Annotated in this window: 21 protein-coding genes; 5 read left to right on the top strand and 16 right to left on the bottom strand. The window is 35.2% G+C overall.

What is annotated here, in order from left to right; genetic code table 11:
* Nucleotides 1–40 precede the first annotated feature (40 nt).
* Genes I586_RS07855 through I586_RS07840 form a run of 4 tightly spaced genes read right to left on the bottom strand, consistent with a single transcriptional unit; the run spans nt 41 to nt 2,556 of the window.
* Nucleotides 41–295, bottom strand: coding sequence for a metal-sensitive transcriptional regulator (locus tag I586_RS07855; protein WP_010765682.1), 255 nt, complete (start codon nt 293–295; stop codon nt 41–43).
* On the bottom strand, nt 285–590 hold the full coding sequence (locus I586_RS07850; RefSeq protein WP_010765683.1) for a rhodanese-like domain-containing protein: 306 nt from the start codon (nt 588–590) through the stop codon (nt 285–287). Before I586_RS07850 ends, I586_RS07855 begins: the two co-directional genes overlap by 11 nt.
* On the bottom strand, nt 590–2,242 hold the full coding sequence (locus I586_RS07845; RefSeq protein ID WP_010765684.1) for an FAD-dependent oxidoreductase: 1,653 nt from the start codon (nt 2,240–2,242) through the stop codon (nt 590–592). The genes I586_RS07850 and I586_RS07845 overlap by 1 nt, the downstream gene beginning before the upstream one ends.
* A complete protein-coding gene (locus I586_RS07840; RefSeq protein WP_010765685.1) occupies nt 2,242–2,556 on the bottom strand; it encodes a rhodanese-like domain-containing protein in 315 nt (104 codons plus the stop codon). The genes I586_RS07845 and I586_RS07840 overlap by 1 nt, the downstream gene beginning before the upstream one ends.
* A gap of 216 nt (nt 2,557–2,772) precedes the next feature.
* Here I586_RS07840 and I586_RS07835 point away from each other — a divergent pair, with 216 nt between their 5' ends.
* From I586_RS07835 to I586_RS07820, 4 genes are all read left to right on the top strand, one after another.
* Nucleotides 2,773–3,342, top strand: a complete 570-nt coding sequence (locus I586_RS07835) for a glycoside hydrolase family 73 protein (RefSeq protein WP_010765686.1) — start codon at nt 2,773–2,775, stop codon at nt 3,340–3,342.
* A gap of 106 nt (nt 3,343–3,448) precedes the next feature.
* Nucleotides 3,449–4,093, top strand: coding sequence for a response regulator transcription factor (locus I586_RS07830; RefSeq protein WP_010765687.1), 645 nt, complete (start codon nt 3,449–3,451; stop codon nt 4,091–4,093).
* Nucleotides 4,038–5,498 carry a sensor histidine kinase gene (locus I586_RS07825; protein WP_244147870.1) on the top strand — a complete coding sequence of 487 codons (1,461 nt, stop codon included), beginning with the start codon at nt 4,038–4,040 and terminating at the stop codon, nt 5,496–5,498. The genes I586_RS07830 and I586_RS07825 overlap by 56 nt, the downstream gene beginning before the upstream one ends.
* 349 nt (nt 5,499–5,847) lie before the next feature.
* On the top strand, nt 5,848–8,184 hold the full coding sequence (locus tag I586_RS07820; RefSeq protein WP_010765689.1) for a glycoside hydrolase: 2,337 nt from the start codon (nt 5,848–5,850) through the stop codon (nt 8,182–8,184).
* A 57-nt stretch (nt 8,185–8,241) separates the two neighbouring features.
* On the opposite strand, the gene I586_RS07815 is transcribed toward I586_RS07820, so the two are convergent.
* The 5 genes from I586_RS07815 to I586_RS07795 form a co-directional block, all read right to left on the bottom strand.
* Entirely contained in the window at nt 8,242–9,324 is a 1,083-nt protein-coding gene (locus I586_RS07815) for an endonuclease/exonuclease/phosphatase family protein (RefSeq protein ID WP_010765690.1), read from the bottom strand.
* A 15-nt stretch (nt 9,325–9,339) separates the two neighbouring features.
* Nucleotides 9,340–9,819 carry a hypothetical protein gene (locus I586_RS07810; protein WP_010765691.1) on the bottom strand — a complete coding sequence of 160 codons (480 nt, stop codon included), beginning with the start codon at nt 9,817–9,819 and terminating at the stop codon, nt 9,340–9,342.
* A gap of 139 nt (nt 9,820–9,958) precedes the next feature.
* Nucleotides 9,959–10,357, bottom strand: coding sequence for a MerR family transcriptional regulator (locus tag I586_RS07805; protein ID WP_010765692.1), 399 nt, complete (start codon nt 10,355–10,357; stop codon nt 9,959–9,961).
* Nucleotides 10,358–11,206 carry an SDR family oxidoreductase gene (locus tag I586_RS07800; protein WP_010765693.1) on the bottom strand — a complete coding sequence of 283 codons (849 nt, stop codon included), beginning with the start codon at nt 11,204–11,206 and terminating at the stop codon, nt 10,358–10,360.
* Nucleotides 11,207–11,290: 84 nt separating this feature from the next.
* Nucleotides 11,291–11,839, bottom strand: coding sequence for a DUF1697 domain-containing protein (locus tag I586_RS07795; RefSeq protein WP_010765694.1), 549 nt, complete (start codon nt 11,837–11,839; stop codon nt 11,291–11,293).
* A 111-nt stretch (nt 11,840–11,950) separates the two neighbouring features.
* On the opposite strand from I586_RS07795, the gene I586_RS07790 reads away from it, so the two are divergent.
* Nucleotides 11,951–12,322, top strand: a complete 372-nt coding sequence (locus I586_RS07790; RefSeq protein WP_010765695.1) for an iron chaperone — start codon at nt 11,951–11,953, stop codon at nt 12,320–12,322.
* 1,388 nt (nt 12,323–13,710) lie between these two features.
* On the opposite strand, the gene I586_RS07785 is transcribed toward I586_RS07790, so the two are convergent.
* The 7 genes from I586_RS07785 to I586_RS07755 all read right to left on the bottom strand — a co-directional run bounded on the left by I586_RS07785 (nt 13,711) and on the right by I586_RS07755 (nt 19,290).
* Nucleotides 13,711–14,289 carry a GNAT family N-acetyltransferase gene (locus tag I586_RS07785; protein WP_010765696.1) on the bottom strand — a complete coding sequence of 193 codons (579 nt, stop codon included), beginning with the start codon at nt 14,287–14,289 and terminating at the stop codon, nt 13,711–13,713.
* Between the two features lie 18 nt (nt 14,290–14,307).
* Nucleotides 14,308–14,475 carry a helix-turn-helix transcriptional regulator gene (locus I586_RS07780; RefSeq protein WP_081635852.1) on the bottom strand — a complete coding sequence of 56 codons (168 nt, stop codon included), beginning with the start codon at nt 14,473–14,475 and terminating at the stop codon, nt 14,308–14,310.
* A 392-nt stretch (nt 14,476–14,867) separates the two neighbouring features.
* Nucleotides 14,868–14,996, bottom strand: coding sequence for a hypothetical protein (locus tag I586_RS17530; RefSeq protein ID WP_010765698.1), 129 nt, complete (start codon nt 14,994–14,996; stop codon nt 14,868–14,870).
* 3 nt (nt 14,997–14,999) lie between these two features.
* The gene (gene rlmD / locus I586_RS07770) at nt 15,000–16,370 is read right to left on the bottom strand and encodes a 23S rRNA (uracil(1939)-C(5))-methyltransferase RlmD (RefSeq protein WP_010765699.1); all 1,371 of its coding nucleotides are present in this window, start codon (nt 16,368–16,370) and stop codon (nt 15,000–15,002) included.
* A gap of 133 nt (nt 16,371–16,503) precedes the next feature.
* On the bottom strand, nt 16,504–17,145 hold the full coding sequence (locus tag I586_RS07765) for a deoxynucleoside kinase (RefSeq protein ID WP_034702041.1): 642 nt from the start codon (nt 17,143–17,145) through the stop codon (nt 16,504–16,506).
* Between the two features lie 15 nt (nt 17,146–17,160).
* Nucleotides 17,161–17,850 carry a nicotinamide riboside transporter PnuC gene (gene pnuC / locus I586_RS07760; RefSeq protein WP_010765701.1) on the bottom strand — a complete coding sequence of 230 codons (690 nt, stop codon included), beginning with the start codon at nt 17,848–17,850 and terminating at the stop codon, nt 17,161–17,163.
* Between the two features lie 381 nt (nt 17,851–18,231).
* Nucleotides 18,232–19,290 carry a diacylglycerol kinase gene (locus tag I586_RS07755; protein WP_034702231.1) on the bottom strand — a complete coding sequence of 353 codons (1,059 nt, stop codon included), beginning with the start codon at nt 19,288–19,290 and terminating at the stop codon, nt 18,232–18,234.
* Nucleotides 19,291–19,299: the final 9 nt, after the last annotated feature.

Genomic DNA, 19,299 nt, shown 5'->3' with positions numbered 1-19,299 from the left:
AATCAGACATCAGTCTCATGCTGATGTCTGATTTTTTTATTTATCTCGTTTTTACGATCATTTCTAATGCCTTGACTAAATCTTCACTTGTTAAGTCGATGTTTTTGTCTTCTATACATTGTTTCAGATTTTCAGTTACGACCAACCCAATGACTTTATCGATACTAGATCGAACAGCCATCAATTGGGTCACCACTTCCCGGCAATCTTTTTCTTCATCCATCATTTTTAGAATCCCACGAATTTGTCCTTCTGAACGTTTTAAGCGATTTGCTAATTTAGGATCACATGCCATCCACAACATCTCCTCTCCAAGCGGACATACCGCCCATTACATTCGTTACATCATATCCTAACGAGGCAAAATATTCACTAGCCATTTGTGAGCGTCCACCTGAATGGCAAATAATATAGTAAGGTTTTGTTTTCTCTAATGATGTAGCTGTTTCTTGCAACATACTTAATGGCATGTTTTTTGCCCCTTTAATATGTCCTGAAACATATTCATCTACTTCACGCACATCGACAATTGCCAATTCATTTCTTTTTTCTAGTTGTTCAAATTCGTCGATCATCATTGATTTATACATTATTTTATAACCTCCTGAGGGTAAATTGCACTATATATTTGGAAAGCACCATCTAAATTTTTAACATTGAAACCATTATTTTTCAGAATTCGTTCTGCTAAATAGCTACGTTGACCGCTTTGACAGCTGACAATGATCTCTTGGTCTTTTGGTAGCTCCGCTAAACGATCTCTTAACTCATCTAAAGGAATATTTTCAGCATGCGGTAGTGCACCATTATTTTTTAGCTCTCCAGGATTTCTCACATCAAGAAGAAAGGCGCCATTTTGGATTGCTTCTTTTAATTCGTAGTATTGAATATTTTCAGAAAAACCTTCGATAATATTGGCTGCAGCATAACCGATCATGTTTACAGGATCTTTCGCTGAACCAAAAGGCGGTGCATACGTGAATTCTAATTCTGGCAGATCCATCACCGTTAAACCGGCTTTGATCGCTGTCGCAATAATATCGATACGTTTATCAACACCATCCTGACCGATTGCTTGGGCACCATAGATTTTACCTGTGACAGGGTGGAATAATAGTTTCATCACGATTGGATGACTACCTGGAAAATACCCTGCATGGCTTTTTGATGTTGTATGAACAGCTTTATATTCTAACTGGCTATTTCGCAATTGACGTTCACTTAATCCTGTACTAGCCGCTGCAAGATCAAATACTCGAACAATTGCCGTTCCGATACTCCCCTGATTTTTGCGAGCTACTCCAGCAATGACATCTGCTACCTGACGCCCTTGACGGTTAGCTGGTGAAGCTAGTGAAATCAAGGCATCTTCATCTGTGATTTGTTGTTTGACTACGATGGCATCCCCTACGGCATAAATCTCTGGATCATTGGTTTGATAGCTTTGATCCACCAGAATACCCCCTCGTAAACCTGTTGTTAAACCTGCTTTAACCGCTAAGTCACTAGATGGTTTAACCCCAATCGATAAAACAGTAAAGTCACTTATAATCGTTTCACCTGAGCTTAATTCGATTTTTTTGCCAGACTCTTTAAATGCAGTTGCAGCCGCTCCTGTGTATACTGTGATGCCTTTTTGCTTTAATTCTTTTTCAATAAATGCTGCCATTTCTTCATCTAAAGGTGGTAAAATTTGTGGCGCTGCTTCTACGATTGTAACGTCTATTCCTAACTGACTAAGGTTCTCTGCCATTTCCAACCCAATAAACCCTGCACCGATCACGACAGCACGCTTAGGTTGTTCATTTTTGACTGTTGCTACGATTTTATCAACATCTGGAACATTCCGCAATGTGTAAACATTTGTCGCTTCGTCTAACCCAGCAATCGTTGGAATAACAGGTTGTGCTCCTGGTGAAAGAATCAATTTATCATAACGGATGATATCCTCTTTCCTGTTTGCACAGGTTGAAATTGTTTTATTTTCACGATCAATTTCAATTGCTTCTGTTTCTGGATAAACGTCAATATTGAATCTTTTTTTCAGTTGCTCCGGTGTTTGCAAAATCAATTCTGAGCGTTCACTAATTTCTCCCGATACATAATAGGGTAATCCACAGTTTGCAAAAGAAACATACGGCCCTTTTTCTAAAACAATAATCTCGATTTCTTCTGATAATCTTCTTAATCTTGTAGCAGCAGACATTCCGCCCGCAACTCCACCTATAATGACTACACGCATTAGACTTTCCCTCCTCTGATTGCACCACGCCAAGCATTCATTCCGCCTTTAACATTGATGGCTTCTATTCCTTTAGCTTTTAATTTTTTGACTGCCTGACGACTTCTCATACCTGACTGGCAAATCACATAGACTAGCTCTTTGTCTTTTTTTGTATAAGAGTCTATTTTACTGAGGGGTATATTTTTGGCTCTAGGTATATGTCCCGCAGCGAATTCTGTCTTTTCTCTGACGTCTAGCACTTCAATTTGTGTTGATAATTTTAGTTGAAGTTCAGTTGTACTAATTGAATTTACATTGAAAAATGAAAACATAGGCTCCTCCTTCATACCCATAGGGGTATTGACAAAACAATCATAAATGATTTATTTTGTATTGTAAAGAACTTTATTTATTATTTTTTCGTAACATAAAAATGTTTGTCTGAATTATTTAGTAAGAAAGCTAGGGAAATATTAACTTATTTGGCACATTTTCGTAACATTTAACCTCTATACTGAATACAACACTTAAAGAAAAGAGGTTATTATATGAATCAAGGAATTCTAAAAAGACAAAATATTTTACCTTTACTATTGATTCTACTTCTTTCATTTGCTAGTCTTTTCCTTATTTTTAATAAAGAAGAACAACCCATTCAAGATGAAGCCACTGCGTATCAGCAGATTTTTATTGACGAAATAGCATCTGAAGCAAAACTTTTACAAAAACAAACTCACTTATTTGCCAGTATTACAATTGCCCAAGCGATTTTAGAATCTGACTGGGGTCGCAGCGATTTAGCTATAGAAGCAAAAAATTTGTTTGGGATCAAAGGGGCCTTTAATGAGCAATCCAGCATTATGCCGACGGATGAGTTTATCAATGGAGAACGAATTACAATTGATGATTCCTTTAAAAAATACGAAACGATCCAAGAATCAATGGCCGATCATATGGAATTTTTAAAAGGCGGCACTTATGAAAGTATCAAAACAAGTAAAAATTATCGAGAAGCAGCAGTTGCTTTGCAAAATGGCGGTTATGCAACAGACCCAGACTATGCAGAAAAATTGATTCAATTGATTGATGAATTTAAATTATATAAGTATGATAAATAAACAAAGCATCTCAGCAAATATTCTGATCCAGATTTACTATGCTTATTTCTGAAAAAGTTTAGTGTAGACCCTGTTACTAACGAATCTTTAAAAGGAGTTTTTGCTCATGAATATTTTAGTTGCCGATGATAGTCCCGAAATGGTTCAAATCGTTAGTGCTTATTTAAAAAAAGACGGATTTACTGTCTACACTGTACTGGATGGTGAGGCAGCATTAGATATTTTTTATCAAGAAAAAGTGGATTTAGCTATTATTGATTGGATGATGCCTAAAATTGATGGCATTGAGGTCATTAAAACGATCAAAGCTGAAAGCTCGTTAAAGGTCTTGATGTTAACAGCAAAATCAACAGGTGAAGATGAATTTCTTTCTTTATCCAGTGGTGCAGATGACTATATTACCAAACCTTTTCATCCTCAAGTACTATTGTTGCGCGTAAAAAAATTACTTAATTTAGCTCATTCGTTCTACATCAAAGATTTGTTGGTCGAACCAGCTAATTTAAAAGTTTGGAAAAAAGATCAGCCATTGGATTTGACAAAAAAGGAATTTGATTTACTAATGATGCTAGCCAAAAATCAAGGCGCAATTTTGACTAGAGAACAGCTTTTGATCGGTATTTGGGGAATGGACTATGACGGGGTTGCACGCACTGTGGATACTCATATTAGAAGACTTAGAGAAAAAGTTGGCGATGAGATCATCACCACCAAAAGAGGAGTGGGCTATCTCATTGAAAAAGAAACCTAGAAAAATCAGTACCACGCTTACGTTGACATTTACACTGATCATTATTGGTAGCTTTGTTATTATGTTTATTTTGAATAGCTTGATTGTTCCCCACTACTATTTTTCTAAAATGGAACAAAAAGTTACCTCGGTCATGTCCGAGCTTCATCATAATGACCAGTCAGAACAACACTTGACTGAATTAGAAAACAACAATCAAGTCACAATCATCACACAAGATGTAGACGGGAGCTCACTTGATGATTTTAATGAAGCCTTAAATATTGCGTTGAATCGAAAACAAGTAGCGTTAAATCGTTTTTGGATCACCCAAGAAACATTAGACCAGCTACAAGCAAATGATCAGGCTATCCAACGAAATTTCGATCAAGGAAAACAAAAGTCCAGTTTCTTAGTTGAGATGAAAATTATTGAGGGTACGTTTTATTTAGTCGGTGTCTCGACCGTAAATTTTTCAGAAACAGCAAACTTGATCAACACATTTAATTTTATTTCACTAAGTGTCACCTTACTATTGATTATTGTTCTGATTTATATTTCCGTTCGGAGAATAACAGATCCTTTGGTTAAATTAAAACAAGTAGCAGAAGAAATCACGGCGTTGACTTTTGTAACAACTACGGATATCCCAGCAAATGAAATTGGTGAATTAGCACTTAGTATCAACAAGATGAGTTATGCTTTAGCCACTTACCAGAAAAATTTACTTGCTAAAAATGAGCAGTTAAAACAATTTACAGCAGATCTGACTCATGAATTAAAAACGCCCATCGCTTTGATCAAAGCATATGACTCTGGAATTGAAGACGATTTAGATGATGGAACTTATCTGGAAGTCATTTTACAACAAACCCAGCGATTAAATGATATTGTAGATCAACTATTAGACTATGCAAAATTAGAACAGCAGCAACCAATCCATAAAGTACCATTACAATTGTCCGATAGCTGGCGTCAAACCGTAACGGAACTTGGGCCTTCAATGGATAAAGAAGCTATTTTATTACTCGAAGCAAATACAGATACACCTCTTTCATTGATTGACGCTGATCCGCTTTTGATGAAAAGAGTGTTTGATAATTTATTAACTAACAGTATTAAATACACCACAGATAAGGAAATCCAAGCCAGCTGGCGAGAAACAGATGCGTTTATTGAATTTACGATTAGTAATCAAACTTCTTTAACTTCAGCATTTGATGTCAATAAGCTTTGGGAAGCCTTTTACGTTCATGAGAAATCACGAAATAAAAACCTTTCCGGAACAGGTCTTGGGTTGTCGATCGTTCAGTCAATCATGAATGAACATGGTTTTACGGTTGAAGCAAAATTAGTTCATCAGACATTGATTTTTATTTTACATTTTTATAAATCTGGGGAACGAGGTTTAGACAGGAGTGTTTAGCCCCGAGAAATAAGCTGACATTCACGAAAATTGGACTTCCGATTTTTGTGAATGTCAGCTTATTTCCGAAGGGGTTGCTTCTGCCTCTACGGTTCTCGTTTCACTCTGATCCTCGAAGCATCGAGGACCATTTGCTCCCATCGTTTATTCGGATACTAGGTGTCTGGGATATGACTCGCAGAGTTCTGTCCCAGACACCTTTTTTTACTTGCGTTTGGCATTTTTCTGTAACATTGGCTTGTTAGACTGAGTTTATGTTATTGAGTCATGCGAGTCTGCTTATCTATTGAATCAGCTTTTTATCAAACAAAAGTGGAAAAAAATTATGATCCTATACGAGGAGGAACCTATGAAAAAATGTACGATTTATCTAAGTCTAACCGCCATTGCATTATCTTTATCTGCTTGTAATATCAACAAAACCAATGCAACTGACAAATCGGAAGAACTGATTGCCAACAAAGAAGTGGAAAAAAATAAAACCTATGCCAAAACTGATTTTTCCTTTGATGTCGATCCAACAACATTTGCCGTCTCGATTACCGAAAATGGAGAAAAAGCAGAAGTATCCAAACCACAAGAAGCAAAAGAAGTGACCGATTTAAAAAAGAAGAATGAAGAGGTCAGTTGGACTTATCCTAATGAACAACTCAAGGTCACATTGAAAAAAGAAACAAATCATCTTGCGGTTACTCTTACAAGTTTATCGGATGAAGATAACACAGTTACTTGGCCAAAACTAGATGCTAAAAATTATATATTACCAATTGCAGAAGGAAAAACGATTCCTAATGACCAGAAAGAGTGGCTTGCCTATTTTAATCAAAATGAAGAATTATCTATGAGTGAAGCTTTCTCAATGAGCTTTTTCACGACGAACCATGAAACATTTGCTGCAACTTTTGTTACGGACAACACATTTAACAATGATCTTTTAACGAAAACTGAGCCTCACCTTACCTTAGAAGCAAGTCACCATTTTATTGGTTTCGACAAAAATAAAACAGTGCATTATCGTCTTTACATTACCGACAATGATCCAGTAGCGATTGCTAAAACCTACCAAATGGATCGCATTAAATTAGGTGCATTCAAAACGCTAGATGAAAAAGAAAAAGAAAATCCCGAAATCAAAGAAATGCGTGGTGCAATCCAGGTTTATTATTGGAACAGTCGCATTTTAAATACAGAAGATATCAACTGGCGTAAATTACCAAAAATGATCGATCAACCTATCTTCCAATGGATCGGTGAACTACTAAATCAATATGGCGAAGATGGCTCTGAAGAATATTTGAACGCCCTAGAAGCGTTTAAACGGAATGAAGGGTACAAATATGAGAAAAACACCTTTTTGACCTCGCTTAACTATGTGTTGCTCTATCCACAATTTTACAATAAAGATATTTTTAAAAATCCGGATGCAGAAGCTAAAAATCTAATTGAAAAAGGGCTTGATCAGCTAAGTGAACAAGAACGATATACTTTAAATAAACATCTATTAGCTGGTGTTACTGCTGACTTAACTCCCCCACTTGAACAATGGGGACAAGTAACTTCATCTGACGTTTTTAAAGAGATGAAAAAAGCAGGAATAGAAAATGCGTGGATTGGCTTACCCAATTGGGCAAATGGCTTGATGAATCCTTCAATGGTGAAAACCGCTGCGGATGAAGGCTATTTGATTGGTCCTTATGATTCGTATCAATCGATTCAAGAAAATGCCAGTATTGATTGGAACACCGCTTCTTTTCCTAACTCTGATCTCTATGAGAATGCCACAGTCACCAAGAAAAATGGTGAAAAAGTAGCTGGTTTCTTAGGAAAAGGGCGTAAATTGAACCCAACGCTCGTTTTCCCTGATGTAGAAGAACGGTTTAAAGGAATCACTCAAAACGGAATTCCCTTTAATTCTTGGTTCTTAGATACAGATGCTGCTGGTGAAATTTATAACGATTATAGTCCTGATCATTTGACTACTCAAACTGAAGATGTTGCAGGACGTTTAAAACGCATGGCCTATTTCAATCAAAAAGGTTTAGTTGTTGGTTCTGAAGGTGGGAATGACTTTGCCTCAAAAGAAATGGTCTTTGCTCATGGAATTGAAACACCTGTTATTATGTGGTCTGATCCTGATATGCGGGAAAACAAAGATAGTGACTATTATGTAGGAAGCTATGCTGCACTAGATGGCGGTATCCCTACGAAATATAAAAAAGTCGTACCAATAAAAGAAGAATACAAAGCAATTTACACTGACCCTGTTTATTCTCTTCCGCTTTATAAACTTGTTTACAACCGTTCTGTGATTACCTCTCATCAATGGGAATGGGATAGTTATAAAATCAAAGACCAAGTCGGTGAGCGTCGCATGAAAGAGTATTTGTACAACACGCCACCAATGATGCATCTCGATAAAAATAGCTGGGAAGAACATAAACAGGATATTTCCGAAAATGCTAAAATTTGGAGTCCTTTCCAAAAGAAAGCTTTGCAACATGAAATGACTAACTTTCAAGTATTGACAGATGATCGTTTAGTTCAAAAAACTGAATTCGGTGAAACATTATCTGTAATTGCTAATTTCTCTAAGACTGATTACAATTCAGATGGTGTTCATGTTGCCAGCCAAACAGCATTGATCATGAATGACGGGAAAGAAACTGTCGTAAAAATAGAAGAATAATCAAAAAAAGAATAGCCTGAAACATCACTCAAAAAAGGATGTTTCAGGCTATTCTTTTTATGGTTTTAACTTAAAGGTCATTTCAACTGGATTATGATCTGAATTTTCAAACTCAGCATCACTCACTTTTCCACTGACATTCTCAACATTATCAGAAACAATAAATCCATCTATTAATGCTACAAAGGACTCCCCTTTTGTATATGGTTTATCTAAATTACGCACTGAAGGAACTGGAATTTTCGTTTCACTCAATGTTGCAACTTGTAAATTTTTCGGTAGCTCTTCTTTTGGAAAAGGTTGTAACCATGTATATTCTTCTGTTGGGTCGTTTTTAAATATTTCAGTCGAAGAATCCAGTAGATCATGATTAAAATCGCCACCACCAACGACATAATTCCCTTTTTTGTATTCATTTTCCATATGATCGAATAATTTATGCACTTGTTCTTTTTGGATTTTTTGATCCTTGATATAGGCCGATAAATGAACATTATACAGCATCAAATATTTGCCATTTTCAACTGGAATTTTTGAGACCGTGAACGCACGATCTAAATCAAAAAATTTATTAAAATTCGTTTCGATTGGTAAACTATAACGTGTACTCTCTTCAATCGTTGTGTTACTCAATGTAAGAATACCCGATTTGGATTTTCCGATTGGGTCTAGAATGGGGTACATTAAAAAGGCTGAATCATAATTTGTAGCAAACACACTAGTATAATCAGAAAATTGCTGATTGATTTGTGTCACTTCATCTACACCGCGACTACGGGTAGCTTTTTCATCAACTTCTTGGAACAAAGCAAAATCCGGATCGATTTTTTTAATCGTATCGATCACACCAGAGATATTTTTGACAACACTTGCTTCACTGACTGCTTTAGATTGTTTACCGCCATCCATGAAAAAGGTGTAATCTGGCGTGTAAGAGCCATAGCCTATGTTAAACGTTGAAATTTTGTATTCTTTATTAGTTGCCGCTTGGTTCATTTTAGCCTTTTGAGTGATTTCAACAGGCTCGTTATCCGCAATTCTTCCATAACTGAAATAAACATAGCCGACATAAACTAGAATGATGGCGATAAAAATGGATAGAACACTTAAAAATACTTTAATACTTTTCCTTAAATTCATGATTTTCTCAACTTTCTACTGTGTACTTTCCATTTTACAATAAGAACAAACACTTTCGTTTGTCGGCATCGGTGCACCGCAAAAATGACAGATTTTATTTCCTACTTTGATCGTATTTTCCTGATTGGGTCTTATCTTAATACGCTCTTTTGGGGGTTCGTTAGACTTTTCTTTTGAGACATCCTTTGTTACTGCAGCTCTCGTTACCTTATGTCTATCTTCAACCGTTTGCTTTTTGGGTTCTGGTTCTCGATAAAAAAGGCTCGTAACAGCATCAAACACCCCAATCCAAATAAGTATGTCGTTATCCCAATCACTCGTAACGATAAATACAAAGAGTAAAATACCACCTGAAATAAAATTTCTATTTAAAATCCTTGGAATCCCCGTTGCCCCAAGTATTAAAGTAAGTAAAAACGTATTTCTAGGTTTCATATTATACAACAACCCAGCTCTTTTGATCATAAATAGATTATCTTTTATAAACTGCCACATTCTTCTTTTCCCCCAACACATTTCCATCTTTTTAACGTAATATTCATTATAAGCGTAAAATGAGTTAGTTTCAATATAGGTTAAAAAAGCAGAAAAACCTTTTCACAGGGCTTTCCACTTTTCTTATTTTTTATGTCACTTAGTCTATCTTAGGTTTCATCTTATTGATCATCGCAGTCGTCTTAGGTAATAAGTCTTCATAATAATCAGCAATTTTAAGATTTATTGTCGCCAGTCTATCCTGCAGCTCTTCGATTTTCGCTGTAATACGTTCCTGTTCTTCTTCCAGCAATTGTTTTCTTGCTTCAATCGTAGAATCACCTACATTTGCTAAACGAACGTATTCAATGATCATTTCCAATGTCATGCCAGACGCTTTTAATTTTAAGATCGACTGAATCCACTCAAGGTGAATCTCATCATAATCGCGAACGCCATGAACTGTTCTTGTAACAGCTGGGATTACACTGATTCGTTCGTAGTATCTTAATGTATCCGCAGAAATGCCTACTAGCTCTGCCATTTCTTTGATCGTCATCTATTTCTCCTTTTGTATAAAATCAATCGACTCTGACAATTCTTTATATTGCTCAGTCATTTGTATTTTCTGATTTGCCATATTTAAAGCTAACTCGTATGCATCACTACCTACCATTAATTCTAAAGGTGGTTGTGCCATTTCAACTATATCCATATAAAGTGCAGCAACTTTTTCAGGGTCTCCAGCTTGATTCCCATTCATCGTAGCAACAAAACCTAAACGTTCTTCTACTGATTTTTTGTATGGCTCACTGATTGTATGAGACATCGCATAGGAATTTTCTGATAGAAATTCTGTTCGCAAATACCCTGGTGCTGCATTGATGACGTGGATTCCAAACGGTTTGACTTCTTCTGCAACAGCTTGGCAAATTCCATTGATTGCAAATTTTGTTCCGGCATAGGTTGATTCAAATGCGCCAGCATAAAGGCCAGAAATCGATGATGTATTGATGATATAGCCAGATTTTTGACTTCGCATGATCGGTATAATAGCTCTCATCGTATTCAATGTCCCAAACACATTGACATCAAAACAGGCACGAACTTCCTCATCCGTTAAATCCTCCGCAGCTCCTGCTACCATAAATCCTGCATTGTTTACTAAGACATCGATCCTCCCAAACTTTTCAACGGCTAACGCAATTACACGTTTGATATCTGTTTCATCTGTCAGCGACATGCTAACAGGTAAAAACGCTGGACTTTCAGGTCCCACCTTTTGAATTAAACTTTCTTTATTTCGACTTGTTGTGACAACTTGATGCCCATTATTTAGCAACGCTTTTGTTAAAATTAATCCTAACCCTTTTGAACCTCCTGTTACGAACCAGACCTTTTTACTCATCTCTATACTTCCTCTCTTTTTGTTGTTTGATCGATCAACAAGGAAAGTATAAACCTTGGAGGTACCTCCAAGACAAGTTCTTTTTTAATTATTTTTTTGCACAAGTTCAGCCAGTTTATTGACAGTATTCGCATTCCTAATCGTAATTCGACTGTACATCTTAGTGCCGACGATTTTTGACCAACGACTTCTTGAAAAAGTTTTGATTGGCGCTGACCAGAAAATTACTCTTTCATGATGTGCAACTTTCTCGTACTCTATTTTGGCCTCGCCAACTGAATTGATTACTTCTTCGGTCGTTGTTGGGGGGATCACAAAAATGACATTGTGTTTTGATTCTTTGTCCACATTCCACCATTCTGGCATTTGCTCTAATGCTTCAAGCAGCTCTTTGGCTGAAACAATCGTCACTATGATTTTAAGACCAAACTCTGCTTCAATCAATTTCTCGCAATCCTCTGTCAGTTGTAAAACATCTCGTCCTTCACTAGAAAAAATAACATTGCCACTATTTAAGTAAGTACTGACATCCTTAAACCCGTGTTGTTCAAAGCGTGCTTTTAATGTTGCCATGACAACACGATTTTTCCCACCGACATTAACCCCACGTAGTAACGCGATATATCTTGTCATGCTCCAATCCTCCATTTACTAAATTAGCCTCATCAAAGCAAATAGTTTCTTCGATGGTGTTCCTATATTATAATAAAGAAAATAAGAATCAGAAAGAAAAGAGGGTCTACCATGAAAGATATACAGGAATTTTTTTCAACTATTAGTGAACCTGATCATCGGAAACGTTTAGAAGAACTATTTGAATGGACGATGAAAACTTATCCGCAATTTAGTGTCGTAATCAAATGGAATCAGCCAATGTTTACTGATCACGGAACATTCATTATCTCGTATAGTCCTTCTAAAAAGCATCTTTCCATTGCACCAGAAACAGTTACGATTGCGACATTCAAAAAAGACATAGAGAAATCCGATTATGCACACACAGATAATATCATCAAAATCACTTGGGATCAGCCTATTGACTTCACGTTACTGAAAAACATCATTGATTACAATGTACAGGAAAAAATCGATTATACAAAATTTTGGCGAGAATAATTTTTATAAAACGTGCTTTATTCAAAAAAGTTTTATCGATGAGAATTTATTGAAGTAGCTAAATTTGTTGAAATCTATTATTATTTAAACATAGAGAGTTACTTAATTATCTTCCCCAAAGATAAAATAAGAATCGATCCTGTCTTTTCTAAGATGGGATTTTTTTGTTTCTATTTTCGTACTATTTATTCGACTATAACATACGAACAAAAAGTTAAGAATCACTCTAGAGATAGATATTTATCCCAATAATCCAAACATTTTTTTTACTCATATACCCCAATTTTTTACTATTTCAGAAAATCGTATTGACTAAACTCCTATCTTTAAGTTAAGATAACATTACAAAACAAAATAAAAAAGGCGCTCAGCAGGAGGACCGCAAATCATCCCGCTGAGCCCTGTATTATCAGCACAAACTAATAATACAAGTTGCCTCGTCAATATATTATTGACTCTATTCATTGTACTAAAAGTAAGTAATAATTACCAGTTCTTTTTACTTATTCAATGAATTTTAGTCGATGCTTATTTATCGAATGCTTCATGGTATTAGTTGTTGGCTAATACCATTTTTTTGTTTTTGAATTTATTACAGGATAATTAGAGCGAAAAACAAAATAAACAGGCACTCTGAAAGAAGACCGCAAATCCTCTTACAGAGCCCTGTATCGTCAGCACAAACTGACAATACAAGTTGCCCAGTCAATGCGCATTGACTTATTCATTTTACCTAACTTTTGTAAGAAATACTAGTGTTTTTTTACAAAATTTGTGTAATTCGGATAATCAATGGTTATTCATTGAACTCTTGCACAGTATTGGTTGGTGACCAATACTGTATTTTTTCGCTCTTTTTATAAATAGTAACTACCAAGATCTCCTTTTTTCTTACCGAATTTCCTATTCATCTCTTGGTATTTACGAGCTGACATTACTAGAATTATTTATTCACCATGTACGTCTCTTTAGTCTAAAATGATTTCCAAATCAATGCGTATACTATATATGAGTCAAGAAAATAAACATGCAAACAAATATTTTTCTGAATTTACTGGACTAAATAGCACATGCATTGAATAATTCTCAGTACGTCAGTATTCATTAGTATCTACCTGGCGGAAGATAGATACTAATGTTTTTCAAAAAAACAGGTATGCAGAGCCTGATTTCAAACAGTTGTTTATCCACATGCTATTCCTTTTTTGTAAATTACCAACCCAACCATTTATGAACATAAGGATAAGCAGCTGTTTGTTTTTTACGTATTTCCAGATTCTCTGTAGCGGTGATCGTTACTTATTTTTTGATTCCATTTAACTTTGATTTAGTAGGAATAACTATTTTCTTTGCGTTTTAAGTGCCTGATGTTATAAACTATCTTTGATTTATAGATCTTCTATAAAGTGCCTAGGATAGTCATCCCAATATTTTTTGTACACTCTTTTTTTATTTCCATCAAGATTTAATTGATATAGTCTAAATGTTACGGTTATATCTTTAGGTTGCCATTGTTCTTCGTAGGAATAATTGTAACTTAATCCAAGTTTTTCCATTACTCTGCCACTCGTTACATTATGAATATCATGCGTCCCCGTAATATATGTCCATCCTTGTTCTTTTAAAAAGGCAATCAATTCCTTACCGGCTTCTGTCATTATCCCTTTGCCCCAATATTCTTTTTGTAAACCATAGCCAAAGTCATGTCCTTGTGCTCCATTCACTGCTATATATCCAATTGGAAGAGTATTTTCTTTGAGGCAAACCAGGAAATAATATCCTTTATTTCGTTTATAGTTCCGTTCAATATTGTTTTTATAAAATCTTTTTGTGTCCTCAATACTCTTCATAGGATACCACGGAAGATATTGATTCACCTCATCGTCTGATAAGATTTTGTGTATCGCATTCAAGTCCGATTCCGTTTCTTCTATCTCTCTAATAATCAATCTTCTAGTTTCTATCATTATGATACTCCTACGTAATCACTCATTTTTTATGCGTTCAAACGTTACTAGCTCCTCTATCGTAGTTTCTAGTTCTTTTGAAATAGCATACATCAACATCAATGAAGGATTATGTTTATTTTTTTCTAGATTAATAATCGTTTGCTTAACAACACCAACTCTATTTGCAAGATCAGCTTGAGACATTTCCTTTGCTTCTCTATGATTACTTATGTGTATTTCTACTATTTGACTCTTTACCACACTAAATACCCTCCCAGTTATATCTCACTACCCACTAAAATAGAGGAATATCGCTTAGATTACTCTAAAGCGAATTCTTCCCACTTCCATTTTTTGTATTTTTTACTATTTATATAATATTTCACACTACAATATTACCATATAAAATAAAAGCAGGAAATACTTTTAAAATGTTTTCGCAAGGTTTTTAATATGAAATAACAATTAATCATATGAAGCACGTTCTAGAAAGAATTGATGCGCTTTTCTATTCATAACAAAATAAAAAGAGCAACAGAAAACGGAAATTCGTTTTCTTTTGCTCTTTTAGATACATCAAATCAGAAAGGATCAATTTATTTATTATAAATTTTAGGTCCTTTTCTCATGTTTTTACGATCATTTTTTGGCGTTTCCATTTGTTTCGATCTGCCGCCACTTTGTTTCTTTTTAATCAATTCTAGCATTTTCTTTTTTGTGTCCATTTTTTACACCTTTCTTGTTAACAAAGTCACTGACTCTATATGAGTCGTTTGCGGGAAGTTATCCACTGGTTGGACTTCTTTTACTTCAAAGCCGCCTTCAACAAGTAAGGCCAAATCACGTGCCAATGTTGCTGGATTACAGCTAACATAAACAATGCGTTTTGGTTTTGTTTCAATCAAAGTCTCAACTAAACTTGTTTCTAACCCTTTACGTGGTGGATCAACGATCACAACATCTGGCTTGATATCATTTTCGATCATTCTTGGTAATGCTTCTTCTACTAATCCAGCTGTAAATGTTGCATTGGTGATATTATTTAATTTTGCATTACTTTCAGCATTTTTTGCTGCTTCCTCAATAACTTCCACACCATAAACATGTTTGGCATCTTTGGCTAATGTTAATCCGATCGTACCGATTCCACAATACGCATCCACAACGATTTCTTCACCCGTCAAGGCAGCGTATTCTTTCACTTTATTGTACATTACTTCTGTTTGTTGAGGATTTACTTGGTAGAATGAACGAGACGAAATTTCAAATTTCAAATCAAAAATCGTGTCGATCATTTTATCTTCACCGTGTAACAGAATCGTTTCGTCACCGAAAATCACGTTTGTTTTTTTAGAATTCACATTTTGAACTATACTCACAACTTCTGGTAATGCTTCTAAAATATCTGGAATAATCTTGCTTGTTGGGAATAATTTCGCTGTTCTAGTAATTAAAACAATCATCATTTCACCCGTGTTATAGCCACGGCGAACTACGATATGGCGTAAATTACCAGTATTATCAGATTCATTATAAGGTTTGATACTGTAACGTCTCATAATATCACGAATTTTGATGACTGCTTCATCAATCTTAGGATCTTGAATATAGAAATGTTCTAACGGAATAAGATCATGACTATTTTTTCTGAAAAAACCTGTTTGTAATTTATCTTCAATTTTTCTAACTGGAATTTGCGCTTTATTGCGGTAGCCCCAAGGATTGTTCATACCTAACGTATCTAAAACAGGAACATCCGGTAATTTTGCAACACGTTGCATTACATTTTTTACTTGGTCAGTTTTAAATGTTAATTGAGCACCATACGCTAAATGCTGTAATGGGCTGATACCTACTTTTGTAAAATTCGCATCTTTAACTGGTACACGGTCTTCGCTTGATTTTAAAATCGTCACTACTTTTCCGTAGCCGAAACTTTTGCCGACTTTCAAAACTTTGATTTCGATTTTTTCACCTGGCAAAGCATTTTCTATAAAAAGCGGGTAACCATCAACTTTGGCAACACCCATTCCTTCATGTGTCAGATCAATAATATCAACTTCGATTGTTTCATTTTTGTTTACTGGAAAATTATTCATAAGTCGCTCCTTCTTTAATGCGCTTCTCCCATTCTAATGAAAAAATGCTAGAAAAGCAATAGAGAGTTTCTTTATACGGCTAAAAGAATGAAAAAAAGCATCAAGCAGATCTCTCTTCCATTATGATAACCCATTAATCGATTTCAGCTAACTTATTCTCGATAAGTTGAATCACTTGTTTTTTTGCTTCTTCACTCTCTACAAAATCGTATTCGTCTCCATCTATTTGAATTTTCGGACTCTCATTGTATTCTTCAAACCATTTTTCATAACGATTATTTAATTCTTTGTAGTAGTCATATAATGATGGGTCTTGCTCTATCTGTTCATAAGCGCGTCCACGTCTTTGAATTCGTTCCAGCATCTTTGGAAACGATATTTTAATGTGAACTAATAAATCCGGACGTTTTTTATGCGCTGCATAGGGTAATTCTTGTAACATGTTCTCTAATAAAGAATCATATACTTTTACTTCAGTCGCGTTAGCTCTACCCAGATCAGCATTTAAATGAAATAATAAAGAATCTTCATATATAGAACGATCTAATACATTATTTTCATGGGAGAGTGCCTGTTTGATACTATCAAATCGTTTATTCAAAAAATAAATTTGTAAAAGAAAGGCATATTTTTTAGGATCTGCATAAAATAAAGGCAATACTTCATTATCCTCAACGGATTCGTAAAACGCATCTGACCCTAAATGTTCTGAAATAATTTCTGTTAAACTTGATTTCCCTGCACCAATTGTACCTGCTAAAACGATCACTGCCATCGAACTCCCTACCTATTAATTATTATTTTTTTTAATTTTCAACCAATGTATCATGCCATAAATCGAGTTAAATGTATACATACAATACATAACAAACAATGCATAATCTCCACCAGCGTGGGTTCCAGCCCTAAACCATAAAACTAGTGAGAAACAGTTACCTAAAAGCCAAAAAACAAATTGCGATTGGTATCTTTTGATCATCAATAACATTCCTGTTGCAGACACACTAAAGGTCACTGCATCGAGCATTTGCTGTGCATCATTAACAAATCCCAAAAGATAATAGGCAACAACACCAATTCCTAACCAAACTAATCCAGCGTAAAGCCATTGAATTCCTGCCAATATCTTGACATCCGTTACGCTACCCGATCCATCTTCACTAACCTTTAACCAAGTATACAACCCTGTAATGTCCATCACAATATAAAATGTTTGAAGCAAAACTTCAGCGTATACTCTCGTTTTCAACCCAAAATACCCTATAATAAGCGCACTTATAAATCCAAATATATAATTACTGGCTTTCCCCTGTGCAATTAAATTCACACAGATAATACCAGATAAACCACCAATTAAAGTAATACAACTTGATGGATTAAAGAAAAACGCCACTATTTGTACGATGATCATCAAGAATAAAAAAAGATAATTCTTTCTCTCCCACCCTTTAAAATCGTTTATAATAAAATTTGACCGCATCTCAAACAAACCTTTCACTTACACTTATTTATCATTTTCTGCAGAAATGACGACTTATTTAATTTACCTCTGTTTTGATCACAAGTCAATGAGAATTCTTCTCAATTATCAATTATGAGACATTTTTTATACAATATATTGTGTTTCTAATTTTAACCAATCCATATATAGTGTTTTTTCATATTGTTACGGAATAGCTTAACCAAAAAAAGAGTGCACGACAAAACCAATGATTCGTTTTGTTTTGTTCTCTAAATTTGTTTTGACGGCATTAAAAAGCAGCTGCTTCAAGATAAGCTAAAAGGCACAAAAACTTCTTTCAACGTTTTTGTGCCTTTCTTCTTATTTCTCAAAGCTAGCTACTTTTTTAAGTGTGACAGATTAACCAATTTTTCCGTTATTATCAATGTCTTCTTCCGTTAAACGTTCGACTTCTTTTACAAATTCTTTACTCGTTTCAAGATATTCGTCTTCGTTCTCCGAATCGTCATCATAATCTTCTAGAACTGAGCCCATAATCGCATTTGATGGAATTGCATCCGCATTGGCAAACATTTCGATATGTTGATGTAAGTTCGTGAATTCCATTGGTGCGTCTCCACCATACTCACCATCCAAATTAATCATCATACTACTATTTGGTTCAAGCGTTTCAGCATATAAACGACTGGTCTTAGTATAAATCAAGCGATTGTCTTCTATATGTTTCCCACCATTGAGCATTAATGCTGCTAGATGTAGAATCTCGAATACATTTGCAGTTTTTACAATGATGAGTGAAAATTTCCCATCATCAAGTTTTGCATCCGGTGCGATTTTTTCAAAGCCTCCGACTGAATTCGTCAATCCTAAGAAAAACATAGATGCATTGCCTTCATATACACCCTCATCATATTCCATACGCATCTTGATTGGTTTTACACGAGGCAACATTTCTGCCCCTTTGGCTAAATAAGCTAAATAACCAAAAATACTTTTTAACTCTGAGGGAACTTCATACGTTAATTCAGTTAAATGTCCACCAGCTGCAATATTGATAAAATAACTATCTTTTGCTTTTCCGATATCCATTTTGACTGTTTGATTTTTTTTGATAACTTCTGCTGCTTTTACAATATTATCTCTCGGAATTTTTAATGCTCTTGCGTAGTCATTGGTTGTTCCAGCAGGAATGATCGCCATAGACGGTCGTTTTTCTAACGGAGCAATACCATTTACGACTTCATTGATCGTTCCGTCTCCGCCTGCTGCAACAATTAGGTCAAACCCTAATTCTGCAACACGACGTGCTTCATTCTTAGCGGAATTTTCATCTGGAGTTGTAGCAAAAGCACTAGCTTCATATCCGCATTCTTCCACTATGGAAAGAATGTCAGCTAGATTTTTTTTTACTAGCTCTTTACCTGAAGTTGGATTATAAATCACTCTTGCTTTTTTCATAATCATCTG

Origin of the sequence: Enterococcus moraviensis ATCC BAA-383 (assembly GCF_000407445.1) — a bacterium.
Taxonomy (GTDB): domain Bacteria; phylum Bacillota; class Bacilli; order Lactobacillales; family Enterococcaceae; genus Enterococcus_L; species Enterococcus_L moraviensis.
Note: the sequence above shows the minus strand (reverse complement) of the source record. Positions and strands in the feature narration are given on the sequence as shown.